Origin of the sequence: Olleya sp. YS (assembly GCF_029760915.1) — a bacterium.
Lineage (GTDB): Bacteria > Bacteroidota > Bacteroidia > Flavobacteriales > Flavobacteriaceae > Olleya.
This window is the reverse complement of record NZ_CP121685.1, coordinates 2,214,075-2,229,035: the sequence shown is the minus strand read 5'-3', so window position 1 is coordinate 2,229,035 and position 14,961 is coordinate 2,214,075. Positions and strand designations below refer to the sequence as shown.

The 14,961-nt window shown below is 31.4% G+C and carries 17 protein-coding genes; 4 read left to right on the top strand and 13 right to left on the bottom strand.

Annotated elements, in window-relative coordinates; translation table 11 throughout:
* Window positions 1-14 precede the first annotated feature (14 nt).
* The 6 genes from hisS to rpsF form a co-directional block, all read right to left on the bottom strand.
* Window positions 15-1,694: a histidine--tRNA ligase gene (gene hisS / locus Ollyesu_RS10255; RefSeq protein WP_279301126.1), complete on the bottom strand. Its 1,680-nt coding sequence runs from the start codon at window positions 1,692-1,694 to the stop codon at window positions 15-17.
* A 187-nt stretch (window positions 1,695-1,881) separates the two neighbouring features.
* The gene (locus Ollyesu_RS10250) at window positions 1,882-2,349 is read right to left on the bottom strand and encodes a DUF6495 family protein (protein WP_279301125.1); all 468 of its coding nucleotides are present in this window, start codon (window positions 2,347-2,349) and stop codon (window positions 1,882-1,884) included.
* Between the two features lie 63 nt (window positions 2,350-2,412).
* Window positions 2,413-3,309 carry a glycerophosphodiester phosphodiesterase family protein gene (locus Ollyesu_RS10245; protein ID WP_279301124.1) on the bottom strand — a complete coding sequence of 299 codons (897 nt, stop codon included), beginning with the start codon at window positions 3,307-3,309 and terminating at the stop codon, window positions 2,413-2,415.
* 98 nt (window positions 3,310-3,407) lie between these two features.
* Window positions 3,408-3,851: a 50S ribosomal protein L9 gene (rplI, locus tag Ollyesu_RS10240; RefSeq protein ID WP_279301123.1), complete on the bottom strand. Its 444-nt coding sequence runs from the start codon at window positions 3,849-3,851 to the stop codon at window positions 3,408-3,410.
* A gap of 13 nt (window positions 3,852-3,864) precedes the next feature.
* Complete coding sequence (gene rpsR, locus Ollyesu_RS10235; RefSeq protein WP_279301122.1) at window positions 3,865-4,161, bottom strand: 30S ribosomal protein S18; 297 nt, start codon at window positions 4,159-4,161, stop codon at window positions 3,865-3,867.
* A 2-nt stretch (window positions 4,162-4,163) separates the two neighbouring features.
* Window positions 4,164-4,502 (bottom strand): 30S ribosomal protein S6, encoded by a 339-nt coding sequence (rpsF, locus tag Ollyesu_RS10230; RefSeq protein WP_279301121.1) that lies wholly within the window; start codon window positions 4,500-4,502, stop codon window positions 4,164-4,166.
* A gap of 209 nt (window positions 4,503-4,711) precedes the next feature.
* On the opposite strand from rpsF, the gene Ollyesu_RS10225 reads away from it, so the two are divergent.
* Complete coding sequence (locus Ollyesu_RS10225) at window positions 4,712-5,407, top strand: LytTR family DNA-binding domain-containing protein (RefSeq protein WP_111659154.1); 696 nt, start codon at window positions 4,712-4,714, stop codon at window positions 5,405-5,407.
* Window positions 5,408-5,490: 83 nt separating this feature from the next.
* Here Ollyesu_RS10225 and priA read toward each other — a convergent pair whose 3' ends face one another.
* Genes priA through nadC form a run of 4 tightly spaced genes read right to left on the bottom strand, consistent with a single transcriptional unit; the run spans window position 5,491 to window position 10,234 of the window.
* Window positions 5,491-7,947 carry a primosomal protein N' gene (priA, locus tag Ollyesu_RS10220; protein ID WP_279301120.1) on the bottom strand — a complete coding sequence of 819 codons (2,457 nt, stop codon included), beginning with the start codon at window positions 7,945-7,947 and terminating at the stop codon, window positions 5,491-5,493.
* Between the two features lie 32 nt (window positions 7,948-7,979).
* The gene (locus Ollyesu_RS10215; protein WP_279301119.1) at window positions 7,980-8,399 is read right to left on the bottom strand and encodes a DUF2147 domain-containing protein; all 420 of its coding nucleotides are present in this window, start codon (window positions 8,397-8,399) and stop codon (window positions 7,980-7,982) included.
* A gap of 2 nt (window positions 8,400-8,401) precedes the next feature.
* Window positions 8,402-9,331, bottom strand: coding sequence for a YihY/virulence factor BrkB family protein (locus Ollyesu_RS10210; RefSeq protein WP_279301118.1), 930 nt, complete (start codon window positions 9,329-9,331; stop codon window positions 8,402-8,404).
* A gap of 42 nt (window positions 9,332-9,373) precedes the next feature.
* Window positions 9,374-10,234, bottom strand: a complete 861-nt coding sequence (nadC, locus tag Ollyesu_RS10205; RefSeq protein ID WP_279301117.1) for a carboxylating nicotinate-nucleotide diphosphorylase — start codon at window positions 10,232-10,234, stop codon at window positions 9,374-9,376.
* Window positions 10,235-10,330: 96 nt separating this feature from the next.
* Here nadC and Ollyesu_RS10200 point away from each other — a divergent pair, with 96 nt between their 5' ends.
* Window positions 10,331-11,251: a hypothetical protein gene (locus Ollyesu_RS10200; protein WP_279301116.1), complete on the top strand. Its 921-nt coding sequence runs from the start codon at window positions 10,331-10,333 to the stop codon at window positions 11,249-11,251.
* Window position 11,252: 1 nt separating this feature from the next.
* Entirely contained in the window at window positions 11,253-11,726 is a 474-nt protein-coding gene (gene rlmH / locus Ollyesu_RS10195; RefSeq protein ID WP_279301115.1) for a 23S rRNA (pseudouridine(1915)-N(3))-methyltransferase RlmH, read from the top strand.
* A gap of 56 nt (window positions 11,727-11,782) precedes the next feature.
* Here the strand turns inward: rlmH and Ollyesu_RS10190 are convergent, their stop codons facing one another.
* Genes Ollyesu_RS10190 through Ollyesu_RS10180 form a run of 3 tightly spaced genes read right to left on the bottom strand, consistent with a single transcriptional unit; the run spans window position 11,783 to window position 14,238 of the window.
* Window positions 11,783-12,493, bottom strand: coding sequence for a T6SS effector amidase Tae4 family protein (locus Ollyesu_RS10190; RefSeq protein ID WP_279301114.1), 711 nt, complete (start codon window positions 12,491-12,493; stop codon window positions 11,783-11,785).
* 25 nt (window positions 12,494-12,518) lie between these two features.
* The gene (locus tag Ollyesu_RS10185; RefSeq protein ID WP_279301113.1) at window positions 12,519-13,862 is read right to left on the bottom strand and encodes a hypothetical protein; all 1,344 of its coding nucleotides are present in this window, start codon (window positions 13,860-13,862) and stop codon (window positions 12,519-12,521) included.
* A gap of 1 nt (window position 13,863) precedes the next feature.
* On the bottom strand, window positions 13,864-14,238 hold the full coding sequence (locus tag Ollyesu_RS10180) for a hypothetical protein (protein WP_279301112.1): 375 nt from the start codon (window positions 14,236-14,238) through the stop codon (window positions 13,864-13,866).
* Between the two features lie 136 nt (window positions 14,239-14,374).
* Here Ollyesu_RS10180 and Ollyesu_RS10175 point away from each other — a divergent pair, with 136 nt between their 5' ends.
* Window positions 14,375-14,950: a non-canonical purine NTP diphosphatase gene (locus Ollyesu_RS10175; RefSeq protein WP_279301111.1), complete on the top strand. Its 576-nt coding sequence runs from the start codon at window positions 14,375-14,377 to the stop codon at window positions 14,948-14,950.
* Window positions 14,951-14,961 lie beyond the last annotated feature (11 nt).

The following is a 14,961-nucleotide window of genomic DNA, read 5'->3' as shown; positions in this document are numbered from 1 at the left end:
TAAGTTGTAATATTTTATTTTAATTTAGAAATCAATGTGTCTAAATTAACTTTGTCCTGTGTTCCAGACTCCATATTCTTTAAAGTAAACTGATTGTTTTTCAATTCCTCCTCACCAACTAAAACTACAAATGGAATATTACGCTTGTTAGCGTAATTCATTTGTTTTTTCATGTGTTTACCATTAGTAATTTTATCTGGATATAATTCTGCATTAACTCCTGCTTCACGTAAGGCTTTGACAGCTTTTAAACAGAATAATGCTTCGGTGTCTCCGAAGTTAATAAATAGCACTTCTGTGCTTTTAGTAATAGTTTCAGGAAATAATCCTAATTCTTCAAGCACTAAATAAATACGGTCTAAACCAAAGCTAATCCCAACACCACTTACATTTGGCAATCCAAAGATTCCGGTTAAGTCGTCATAACGTCCACCACCACCAATAGAACCCATTGCAACACCTTCTGGTGCAGACACTTCAAAAATAGCTCCTGTGTAATAGTTTAAGCCTCTAGCTAGCGTTACATCTAATTGCAACTTAGCCGATTTTAAACCTAAAGTAGCAATTGCGTTATTAATAAACTCTAATTCTTCAATTCCTTTTTGTCCTTCTTTAGACGTGTTTAAAATAGATTTCAAACTGTTTATTTGTGTTCCAAAATCACCTTTCAAAGTAAATAATGGTTGTAGTTTTTTTATCCCTTCTTCAGAAATCCCTTTAGATAGCATTTCTTCTTTTACTTTCTCCTCTCCTATTTTATCCAACTTATCTAAAGCAACAGTAAAATCTATTAATTTATCACTTGCCCCAATAACCTCTGCAATTCCTGAAAGGATTTTACGGTTATTAATTTTTATAGTTGTACCATTTAAACCTAAAGCAGTAAATACCTCATCGTACAATTGTATAAACTCCACCTCTTGCCATAAACTGTCACTTCCTACAACATCTGCATCACATTGATAAAACTCTCTAAAACGTCCTTTTTGTGGTCTATCTGCTCGCCAAACGGGTTGCATTTGGTAACGTTTAAACGGGAAGTCTATCTCGTTTTGGTGCTGTACAACGTATCTTGCAAAAGGGACTGTTAAGTCGTAACGAAGGGCTTTTTCAGATATTAATTTTGAATTTTTAGAATCTAAAGAATTTAAATTATTAATATAATCTTTATAAACTTTTTTGAATTTACCTCTTTTAAAATTTATCAATTTTTTAAAATCATCAATAATATTAGGATTTTTATTTTCTCTAAGAAAATCATAAATCTCATTCTCATTTTCAGTAAAGAAATTCATTAATAGTTGATTATCTTCAACATTCAAATTTGAAGTAACTTCAATAACATTTTTAATTATTTCCGATGGGCTTAAATCTTCATTTTCAAGTAATATCATAGTATTAATAGCTTGCAATATTTCGAAAAAATCAACACTAAATTCTCCTGATTCAATAACATTTCGTCTTAAATCCTTAAAATAATCACCACTATTCAATATCTTAAAAATCAACCGATCTCCTTCTTCTCCATACTTACCCATTAAGGTATCCGAGTTTTCAAAACTTGGTGTTTCTATGGGTTGAAACCCAAAACGCTCAAACTTTGACTTTATCGTATTAAAAATATAGTTACGCTTTGCAACTTGCTCTGGATTAAAATCTCTGGTTCCTTTTGGTATGCTTGGTTTTTGTGCCATAATGTTTCCTGCGTAGGCAGGAATCTGTTTTATTATTACTGTAACTAAATGTAATTACACTTCGACAAGCTCAGTGTGACATCACGTTTTAAAGTGGATTTCTGCTTTCGCAGAAATGACAAAAATAGTAGTTTAGTTATAAATAACGAAAGTTAATTGATGGGATTCCTGTCTACACAGGAATCAGTTAATTAATCAACTTATTCATATAATTATACAACTCACCTTTTGTAATTGCGCTTCCTTGCTGGATTAATTTAAATATATCTAAGTTTTTATCGTCTGTATAGTCTTTTTTAGCTTGCATAAACTCAACAGAGTCATCCATTAAATTATTACGTAACCAATTAAACCCATCTTTTGTTGTGACATCTATTGGATTATTAATTTTTATACCAATTAAATGCATATGGTCTTCATGTAAAGCAAACAAATGAATGTTTTGAGGCGATATATGTTCTAAATATTTTGCAGCAGTTAACACGCCTTCCCATACTAAATCACTAAACACATCTAACTCCTGCTCTGCAACTTCTGGTTTTTCAGTTTTTAGTTTTGCCCACTCGTCTGCTGTAATGGATTGGGTTGCTAAAAAATTTATAAACTCTTTATGCAATTCTTCAAATTGTTCTTTTGTAAGTCTTGAATATTTCATGAAAAAAAATTATTTTATTAACGTTTGACAACCTTTAGACTGCGCTAAAGGGGACAACTGTTTTCACTTCTTAATATGTAATGCTTTGGCAACGTCAAAAGGTCTGTCTGTTGCAAAAACATCTATTCCTTTATCTCTCCAAATGGTATAAGGCACCTCACCTTTAGCTTTAGCTTGATTGTCTAAGTTTCCTAAAGTTCCAAGAATGGTTTTAATTCCATAGGAATGTACTGTTTTATAAAACTGGTTTGGCGACAATCTAGTACCTGTAAAGGCTAACATATTTTGTGTTGGTATTTTAGAATGTAATAACCAATCTAATTCTTTTTGGTTTCTTGCAGAGACAGACAACAACAAATCTGGTGCTAATTGATAGGCTTCGATTGCTTGCTTTAAGTCGTAAGTAATTATTATAGACACATCCTCTGCATCTAACTGCTTCACTAATGCTATTAGTGCATCAAAAGAGACAGTTCGTTTCTTATCTAAAGTAAGAATAACATGATTCTGTTTTGCCCAAAGTAGCACCTCTTTTAATGTCGGGATTTTATATGTGGTTTCATGACCAAAATCGTCCACCAAATTAAACGCTAGTAACTCTTGGTAAGTATATGTATTTAGCCTGTCTGTTCCCGTTGTGGTACGCTCTAGAGTATTATCGTGCATAAGTACTAACACGTTATCTCTAGTTTGTGCGACATCTATTTCAAAAATAGCTGGAATACTGTCGTTTATATATTGTAAAGTCTCTAAACAGTTTTCAGGATAGTCTTTCAATCCTTTTCCGCCTCTATGCACACTAATGATTGGTTCGTCTTGAGGATTGTATTTAAAAGCTTCAATTAATGCAGATTGCTTTTGTTTGACTACTTCTGTTTCGGTTGAAACGGAAGTATCTGTAGTATTGTTCTTGCAAGACACTAAACCTATAAACAAGAAGACAACGTATAAATATTTCATGGCTTTATTTCCGCTAAAGCGTAATAGTTTAAGTGGATAAAATTAAAAAAACCGTCTAGAAAGTCTAAACGGTTTAAATTATAATGTTAGGTTTGAAATTAAGCTTGTGCTACTACTTCAAACTCCATGTCTACATTTACAGTTCTGTGTAAACGTACAGTTGCGTTATATTTTCCTAAACGCTTCACTGTAGTTACAGAGATGTATTTTTTGTCGATGTCTTGACCTTCTTTAGCTAAAGCATCTGCTACATCAATATTGTTTACAGATCCAAATAATTTGTCTCCAGCACCAACTTTAGCAGCTATTTTAATATCTAAAGCTTTGATAGCTTCTGCTACTTTATTTGCTTCTTCAATTTCTTTAGTTTCTTTGTATGCACGTTGTTTTAACGTTTCTTCTAATACTTTTTTAGCAGACTTTGTTGCTAAAACTGCATGTCCAGAAGGAATTAAAAAGTTTCTACCATAACCGTTCTTAACCGTTACAACATCGTCTTTAAATCCTAAGTTCTCAACGTCTTGTTTTAATATAAGTTCCATTGTTATGATATTTTTATTTTAATAAATCTGCTACGTATGGCATTAAAGCTAAGTGACGTGCTCTTTTTACAGCTACAGACACTTTTCTTTGATACTTTAATGACGTACCTGTTAAACGTCTTGGTAAAATTTTACCTTGCTCGTTAACAAATCCTAATAACCAATCTGGATCTTTATAGTCTACATACTTGATACCAGACTTTTTGAAACGACAATACTTTTTATTCTTGTTAGTTTCAATATTTAAAGGAGTAAGATATCTGATTTCTCCTTCTTTTTTACCTTTTGCTTGTTGATCTATACTTGCCATGATTACGCTTTTTGTTTTAGTTTAGCTCTTCTACGTTCCGCCCATGACACTGCATGTTTGTCCATAGCTACAGTTAAGTAACGCATAAAACGCTCGTCACGTCTAAACTCTACTTCTAAAGGATTAATGTGTTCTCCATCTACTTGAAATTCAAATAAGTGATAAAACCCACTTTTTTTGTTTTGGATTGGGTACGCTAACTTTTTAAGTCCCCAATCTTCTTTTGATATCATCTTTGCTCCTCTACTAGTAAGAAATTCTTCGTATTTCTGTACTGTTTCCTTTATCTGAGTTTCAGATAAAACGGGATTTAAGATGAAAACAGTTTCATAATGATTCATAAAATCTAATTTATTGTGTTAAAAATGAGTGCAAAAATAATTCTTTTTATTTAATCTCACAAGTAGTTTTACACCTAAATTCTATTCAAAAAAAAGCATTCGGTAGAAACTTTCCGAAATGTTAAAATTTACATTTTAGCGATGTTTTTTGGTTTTAATCCGAATTTTTTGTACTATTGTCGATAACTTAACCTATAAAGAAGAATACTATGATATTAAATTGTGTAGTAGTTGACGATTCGGCAATACAAAGACTATCTATTGTAAAGCTAATTGAGAACAACAACAATCTAAATTTAATTGCTGAATACAGCAGTGCTTTAGAAACTAAAAACGGATTAAACACACACAAGGTAGATCTTATCTTTTTAGATATTGAAATGCCTGTATTAAATGGTTTTGAATTACTAGATGTCCTAAATAACAAACCCCAAATTATTTTTGTAACTGGTAAGACAGAATACGCATTTAAAGCATTTAACTACGATGCAACAGATTATTTACAAAAACCTATAACTAGAGAGCGTTTTAATCAGGCTGTAGAAAAAGCTGTTGAGCAACACAAATTGAAGCTTGATTTTAATCAAGAAGAAGGAGAACACATTTTTGTAAAAAGCAACCTTAAAAAGCGTAAAGTTTACATTAGAGATATTAAATGGATTGAAGCACTTGGTGACTATGTAAAATTAGTAACTGAAGATACTAGTCTTGTTGTATTATCTACGATGAAAGCTTTTGAACACGAATTACCTGAAGGTAAGTTTTTAAGAATCCACAAATCTTACATTGTAAATCTTGACAAAGTTGATAGATTTAACAGTAAAAATGTTGAAGTTGGAGCTTACGAAATACCGTTAAGTAGAAACAAAAAAACACAATTGGTTGACGCTTTAAATAGCATTTAAAATGAAACACTAATTACATTATAAACAAAATCCTGCTTGTAAAAGCGGGATTTTTTTTGTCTTTAAACTATTGAATACTAATTTTAGTAGTTATCCACGTTAATAATTACCCTTACAGACTTAAAATCTGCAATTGCACTAAAACTGGAGTTTACTTTTTTTATAGCCTCTTTAGTTTTATTTAAAGATTGGCCTTGTGGAATTTTAATCAAAATATTTTTATGATACTGGTTTCTAATTCTTGAAATTGGCGGAAACTCTGGTCCTAAAACATAATGTTTAAATAATTGAGTTAGCGCTTTAGCCAACCAATCTGACGCAATATTTACTTTATTATAATCACGATGCTTCAACGTAATTTTAATTAATCTAAAGTATGGTGGATAGTTGTAATTGTATCGCTCTTCTAATTGCTCTTTAAACATACTAACATAATCGTTAGTAGATACTTGCTGTAATATTTTATGATACGGATTATAGGTTTGTATTAAAACTTTACCTCGTTTTTCTGTACGTCCTGCTCTACCTGAAACTTGCAACATGAGTTGAAAACTACGTTCATGTGCTCTAAAATCTGGAAAATTTAACAAGTTATCTGCATTCATCACACCAACGACCTTAACATTTCTAAAATCTAGTCCTTTTGTTAGCATTTGTGTACCTACTAATACATCTATGTCTTGTTGCTCAAAAGCAGTAATTATTTTTTCGTAACCAAACTTTCCTCTAGTCGTATCTAAGTCCATTCTAGCCACTTTTAAATCTGGGAACAGTTGCTTGACTTCGCTTTCTATTTGTTCAGTTCCAAAGCCTTTTGTGTCTAAATCTGTAGTACCGCAAGCCATACATTTTTGTAACATTGCACTATTATATCCACAATAATGACAACGTAACTGTTTACGGTATTGATGGTAGGTTAAACTAACATCACAGTTAGGGCATTGTGGTGAGTGACCACAAGTATTACACTCGACAATTGGTGAATAACCTCTTCTATTTTGAAATAATATAATTTGGTGTCCATCTGCAATAGCCTCAGTCATTTCTTCGATTAATCGATCGGTAAAATGACCTTTCATTTTTTTGCGCTTCTGCTTATCTTTAATATCTACAAGCTCAATTTCTGGAAGCTGGACGTTGTTGTAGCGTCTATTAATTTCGACTAGACCATACTTTTTTTCTTGTGCATTATAATAGCTTTCTAAGCTTGGTGTGGCACTACCTAAAAGTGTTTTCGCTTTAAAAAGCGATGCTAATACTATTGCTGCATCACGCGCATGATAACGTGGTGCAGGATCAAATTGTTTAAAAGAGGATTCGTGCTCTTCATCTACAATGATTAATCCTAAGTTTTTAAAGGGTAAAAATATAGATGAACGTGCACCTAAAATTATCTTCGCTTTAGCGGAATTATTTAGCACTTGATTATATACCTCAACTCGCTCATGTGCCGAGTACTTGCTATTAAACACTGCAACTTGCTCTCCAAAATAATTTTGTAATCGCGTCACCAATTGCGTGGTTAATGCTATTTCTGGTAATAAGTATAGAACTTGCTCACCTTTAGCTATAACCTCTTCTATTAATTTGACATACACTTCCGTTTTTCCAGAAGAGGTAATACCATGCAGTAACACCACATTGTGAGTATCAAAACTGGTTTCGATTTGCTTTAAAGCTTCGGTCTGATATTGGTTTAGTGTTTTTGAATCTTCATTCTCTTCTCCATCATAAATAACCCTATCGGTTTGGATGTGATAGTCTTCTAAAATCCCTTTGTCGATTAATGCCTTAACAGTTGCAGAAGACGTCTGACTTTCTGCCACCAAATCGGCTACTTTTACTGGTTTTTTTGTTTTTGCGGACAAAGAAAATAGCGTTAAAATAACGTCACGTTGTTTTTTAGCTCTGCTACTTAATTCGTCTAACAAAGTATTTAGGGCAGTTTCTGAAGCAAACTGACTAGTTAGCTTGACATATCTTACATATTTAGGCTTATACTTGTCGTAAATTTCTTCATTTAAAATAATAGCTTCTTTATCTACCAAACGCTTAACAACTGGTAAAACATTTTTTTTATCTAAAATGTTTGCTATATCTTGAATTTTAAGTGACGATTGATGTTGCAAAGCTTCATAAATTAGAAACTCATCATCTTTTAAATCGGTATCCTTAATCTGATGCTTGTCATTTTTACTAATAATGGTTTCACTTTCTAATAAAAAAGCATTAGGTAATGCAGCACGCATGACTTCGCCTTCTGTACACATGTAGTAATTAGCAATCCATTGCCATAACTGTAATTGCAAAGAGGTAACAATTGGCGAGTCGTCTAAAATTTGATGAATCTCTTTAGCCTCATAAATAACTGGTGCTATTTGGTGAATCTCTGCAACAATTCCTGTATAAATTTTAGATTTTCCAAAAGGTATAGATACACGCATGCCTTCTTTTAAAAACTCGCTTTCAGCTTGCGTGATACTATATGTAAAACGTTTTTCTAAAGGAATTGGAAGGATAACATCTATAAAATAATTCAATCTAAAGTTTATTTGTTTAAGTGTTAATTGTACTACTTAACTCTTTCCCAATACTGTGTGGAGTAAAAGAAACCAATATAACCTCTAACTTGAAGCTTTCCATCATCGGTTAATCCAAGTCTTAGTTTATAGACTTTCCCATTTTGTGGGTCTACAACAGTTCCGTTTTTATAATAGTCACCATCTTTTGTCATGTTTTTAATAATATCAAGACCTAAAATGGGTTTATTATAATCGTCCCCTTTACATTTTATACATGGTAAATTACGCTTGGTTTTATCAAAAATCTCGATGATTTTACCATAGATCTTTCCGTCTTTTTTGTAAATTTCTACTATAGACTTTGCTTCTCCTGTCTCATCATCAATTGTTTTCCATTGTCCTAAAATATCCTGAGCAGACACGGAAAAACTAACCATCAATATAATTATTAAAACTGTTATATTTTTCATATTTAAAATGTTTTTCTTAGCTGTTTTAATGCCATATTTAACTCAAAACCTAGCAGCAAAATATTGGCGTTTAACCACAAGTAAACTAGCAATATTAATATTGCGCCTATAGAGCCATACAGCTCATTATACTTGGCAAAATTCTCTATATAAATACCAAATAAAAACGAAGTTAATAGAATTAATATTGTGGTAAATAATGCTCCAACAGAGAAGAATCTAGACGATTTCCCTTCTGCTGTACCAAAGTAATATAGCACAGCTGTTGCTAGATATACCATAACTACAAAAAAAGCATACTGTGCTAAAGTACTCCAAATACTAACTTGACGTTTTTCTATATAGCCATAATCTTTTAAATTATCAATGACATAGATATTAAAATATCCCAAAACTGCGACAGTAATAATTAATAAAAAAGCTAATATTAAGGCAATTCCCAATGCGTATAAATATTGTTTAAAAATGTTTCGTGCCAGCTGATCGTGGTACGATTTTTCAAAACCAGAAAACAACGCATTGATACCATTAGCCATTAAAAAAATAGACAACAAAAATACAGAAGACAGTAATCCTCCATTTTGATTACCTCCTATATTATTAAAAATATTATCCGAGAAAAAATCTGAAGTCGTTGGTGGTAATATAGACTCTAAAAACACTAAAAAGTCTGTTTGAAAATCGTCTATTGGAATATACGGAATAACAATAATTATAAATAACAAAAACGGAAACAGTGCCATAAAAAAGCTGTAAGCAATAGCACTAGCTCTGGCTGTTAAAGCACCTTTAGCTATTCCAGTGATGTATAATTCTAATAAATCGTATAAAGATAATCCTTCTAGTCCTGGCAACTTTATTTTACCAAGTATCCTAACAATCACGTTTATGATTGGAATTTTACTTAGCTTATCTTCTATTGCTTGAGACATATTTAAGTTATAAAGTTTTAAGTATTTAAAGTTATAAAGTGATTAATCTACTGCTTTTAAACTTAAATCCATGTTGTACACCGAGTGTGTCAATGCTCCAGACGAGATATAATCTACACCACAAAGTGCATAGTCTCTAATCGTTTTCTCGTTAATACCACCTGAACTTTCTGTTAAACACTTATCACCAATAAGTTTTACAGCAGTTTTTGTGTCTTCATAGTTAAAATTATCGATCAAAATTCTGTACACACCTTCAGACTGTAGGATCTCTTTAATTTCTTCAAGATTTCTAGCCTCAACAATAATCTTTAAGTCACGATTAGTGTCTTTAAGGTATTGTTTAGTTTTATCTATTGCTTTAGTGATTCCGCCAGCAAAATCAATATGGTTATCTTTTAGCATAATCATATCATATAACGCAAATCTGTGGTTTTCTCCTCCTCCAATTTTAACTGCCCATTTTTCTAAAGCTCGAATACCAGGAGTGGTTTTACGTGTGTCCAACACTTTAGTTCCTGTACCTTCTAACAAATCCACAAACTGTCTGGTTTTGGTTGCAATAGCGCTCATGCGCTGCATGGCGTTTAGTACTAAACGTTCTGCTTTTAAAATAGATTGTGAGGCTCCAGAAACATAAAATACAATGTCTCCATATTTTACAGGACTTCCATCTTCAATTAGCGTTTCAACAGTCATGTCCTTATCCACATAATTAAATACTTGCTTAGCAAATTCCACACCTGCAATAATGCCTTGATCTTTAACTAAAAGTTTTGCTTTACCTTGGGTAGATGCTGGAATACACGACAAACTGCTATGGTCTCCATCACCAACATCTTCTCTAATAGCATTGGTAATTATTAGTTGTATTTCTTTATCAAATTGGGCTTTGCTTATCATTGTATTGTATTTTGATGTAAAAATAACAATAGATTTTAGAATGACGATTTTAGAAATACGAATTTTGATTGTAGATTAGCATAAAGCTTAATATAAATGAAAAAACTATTATTTATACTTATTACTTTTTCGTCTTTTGCATATTCTCAAGAAAAAGAAAAAAAAATAACGTTTTTAGATATTAATTTAAACCCAATTACTGAAAATGAGTTTCATGTAAAATCAAATTCAAATTTATATCAAGCAAATTATATAGTTAATGATAGTATTATCATTAACAAACTTGAATATAGATATGAATTTGGAGAATTATCTGCAACTGAATTGTCTCAAACTCAATATCTCTTAAAAAAACAGTTTGGTGATTTAGACTTTAAAAAAAATATAATAATTTCTTACATAGACACTTTATATGGTTATAATGAATTAGTTAATAATACTTTTGTTAGAAGAATGTACGATTTTTCAAGTAATTCAACATTAAAAGATTATAACACAAGAAGAGACCAATTTGATAAACAGCAAAAAAAATGTTCTAAATATGCAAAAAAGGAAAATTTCATAGCCTTGTATACTTATGGAGTCATGAATAATTTTACTTACAAATCAAAAAACCATAAAAAACAAAAATTATCTAAAGCCTTAATTTCAAAATTTTTCAAACATAAAAAAGGTGGATTTGTAATTTTAAAGCCTGATGGTAATTTTTTCTATTATAGATATTTATCTCAAGATTATGTCACCAAATTTTTAAATGAAAGTTGGACTAAATTTAAGAATGATATTGAAACTGCAAAATTAGACTTGAGATTTAATAATATTAATTTTATTGTCGAAATGAAAGAATCTCAAAAAAATAAGAGAAGAAAAGAAATTGAACTAAATAGATCTCGCAACCAAAGACCGTCAAATAAAAGATTAGATAGAAGTCAAATTAGACACTCAAATCATACTCGCGTTATAAGAGGACGAACAATACAACCAAAACCTAGTTGTTTTACAGGTAGAAATTTTTAATATGACCATTAAACTAATAGCCATAGGCAAAACAGATAGTAAGCCTCTTCAAACGTTGATTGATGATTATAAAAAACGTTTAGGTTTTTACATAGGTTTTGAGTTGGAAATAATCCCTGATTTAAAAAAGGTTAAAAATTTAAGTGAAGCCCAACAAAAACAAAAAGAAGGCGAGCTTATTTTAAATAAGCTAAAACCTACTGACGTTTTGATTTTACTAGATGAAAACGGAAAGCAATTTGACAGTGTAGCATTTTCTAACTATCTTCAAAAACACATGAATTCTGGTATCAAACAACTAGTTTTAGTTATTGGTGGACCTTATGGTTTTAGTCCAGATGTCTATACAAAAGCAAAAGGTAAAATCTCCTTATCAAAAATGACTTTTTCGCATCAAATGGTACGACTGTTTGTTATAGAGCAACTGTATAGAGGATTTACTATTTTACGAAATGAGCCTTATCATCATAGGTAATTATTATTCTTTTTGATATTTAATTAGACAGCTAAATATTAACCATAGAAAAAGAATTATTTTAACTCCCAAAGTAAAATTCTACTAGTCTGTACAACTTTCTTTTTTCCATTATCATTTACATCATATTTCATTTTAAAATAATAAAGTTCAGAATTAGGATTATCATGATCAGGGTTTCCTGGGTAGATCAAATTATTACCATCCCATAAAGTAAAGTGTCCAGTAGCATCTCCCCAACCACTAACTTCAAACATTATTATTCCTTTCTTGTTTTTATACTCAGTCATTTCCAAATCAGACAAACCTTGTTTTACCTCGCCATAATTAGCACTTTTCAATTTATTATTCAAATCTGGCTCACCTAGTTTTTCTTTCATTATTGGATATAATTCTTTTACTCTACCCCAATAATAATTCTTATCCTTTCCTCTCCTTACAAGTTGATTAGGTATAAATCTTTTTGGCAGAATTACACCACTCAAATTTAATCCTCTACTCATACGGAATGCACAAGAATTTGCATATGGTGACCTTGAAAGTTCTTCAGCAGATTTATAATTTGGCATATTACCGCCAATTTCTTTATATAAATCAAATGGAGGCAGTTCTTTACCTGGATAACTGGCCTTCATGGTTTTCCATGTTGGTTTTTCTAATAAATTTAATTGCAACCCAATTGGATCTAATTCATTATCTATACCTAAAACTTTTTTTGATAAAACTAAGCTCTTATTATTCCATCTATTGTAAACTACACTTGACATATCACGTAAATTAATTGTTATTAGCTTATTCAACACACTTCTCCATAAACATCTTCTGATAGGCATCAGCTTGTTTATCTGGATCTGTTATAGATTCAATAATCTTAAGTTTTAGTTTCATTTCTTGATTTTTTAACTCTAACTCTTGATTTTTAATAATCTCTGTCTTAGTGGCTTCATCTTGCAATTTTTGATTAAAACAATCTAGTGTTTCACCATGTCCTAAAAAGGCATCAGCAACTATACCATCTGTCCTTAACACACGGACTTTTAAATCCATTATAAGTCCATTGGTTGTTATAAAATCTCTGTCCTTAAAATCTTTATTAACGTCACTCAAAGTTTGAATTAAATCTTTTCGTTTTCTCCAATAACGTGTTTTGTCTTTACTAACCTCCAGTTCTGTATTACCATCTTTATCTGTGGTACACTTATAATTATTCTCCGTAACTTCTTCTATAAATGGATGCACTGTTCCTGCCATATCTCTAACTTTCATTAAAGAGGTAATTACACTACATTTTACTTTTGCTTTGCATTCTTCTTTTACAAGCACATCATCCAATAGTTGATCTAACTCATACAGCTTAGCATATCTAATAGATTCTTTTGTACCATTACAAAACCCAATTTTTACATCTTTTAAAATAATTGCAGTAATGTACTCTTGCTCCATTTGACGCATCACCATATTTAGCGTTTTAAAATTTGGATTTTTCAAGACTCTAACAATACTTTCTTCAGAGCCTTCAGATACGGTTTCTGTAGATGTACTATTAATTTCCATTTCTCTGTTAGCAGACGACTTAGCTGTATGCTTATCCATTGCTGTAGATAATTGTCTAGCCATTTCTTCTCGTGCACTATTTGCAGAACTACTAATAGATGCAGATCCACTAGCCGAAGCCTTGTTGTTTTTGCTAATACCTCCTGTGATTTCGGCACTAACTTCTGCACTTTTAATTAACGATGTTGTGTTAGATATGTTAGACGTCCCTTCGTTTTCTACAAGCGATTCTAACTCTTCTGCACTTTCTTCACTATAGGAGTCCAATACATTTTTAGAAAAACTTTTAGTCGTCTCTCGTTTTTTATAACTGGACACCGTAATTGTTCGTTCCTCATTAGGTCCAAAGTTCATGGTTTTTATGACTTTTCCTGCTCCATAATCGCCTAAAACAGATTTAATTTCATACTCTTCTATTAAGAAAATTTCTGGTTTCATTTTCTCTACCCTTGGTACTAACTTTATTGTTGGTAATCCATAAGCATTGGTAGAATATACTGGTACCATTTGTTCGTTTTTTATCCTATAAGCTACAGAATTTAGCATGGATATATAGTTTTGATAATTGGTATTAGTTGGCATCTTAATTTATTTTTAAAGGTTCTACATTTACGTTTAGTGCAATTTCTGCTTCCATTTTATCGTAAGAGACAGAAGACACATTGTTTTTAATATTAGCCATATTAATTTTTCGTTTAAAATTGCTAAACTCTATATGCAATATTTTGGCTATTTCTTTTTCGCTTTTACCAGAAAAACGATTGTAATTATCAATATTTCCTTCTTTTCTATGCTCATCTTTAAAACACTTTTCCTCAATATCTAAAGGCATAAAGCTTTTAGCTGTATATGAAGTATCATGTGGCATAGAGTATTTTACAATTGGTGCAACTCCGTTCTCATCCAGTTTTATTAAAGGCTCTTTTGGGATACATGAAAAATTTTCTGATTTTGGCATAACTTTGTTTTTTAAGTATTAATAGTTACATCAAATCTCTAATTTTAATCAGTTGTAGGTAATAGCAAATAGATTATTGGTTAGTTTTACGACCTCAACGGTTTAATTAAAGTCATTACCAGTAAAAATTATAATCATGCAACTCGTATTCGCCACAAATAACCTCAACAAACTTAAAGAAGTCCAAAGCTTGATACCAAGTCATATTACACTATTAAGTTTAAAAGATATTGGCTGTTTTGAAGACGTTCCAGAAACACAAAATACTATTGAAGGTAATGCTATACAAAAAGCAGAATACATCAAGCAGCAGTATGGTTACGACTGTTTTGCAGACGACACAGGATTAGAAGTTGAAGCCCTTAATGGCGAACCTGGTGTGTTTAGCGCACGTTATGCAGGCACACAACGTGACGCCAATGACAATATGGATTTATTATTATCTAAACTTAAAAGCAAAGACAGTAGACAAGCACAATTTAAAACAGTCATTGCTTTACACTTAAATAATGAATTGGAAACGTTTACTGGTATTTGTAAAGGCGACATTACCACGACCAAACAAGGTGACAAAGGGTTTGGCTACGACCCAATTTTTAAAGCAAACGGTTACACTAAAACTTTTGCAGAAATCTCTTTAGACGAAAAAAATAAGATTGGTCATCGTGGAAAAGCCATTAGGTTATTAGTCGATTATTTGAATAAGATTTGATTTGACTTTGT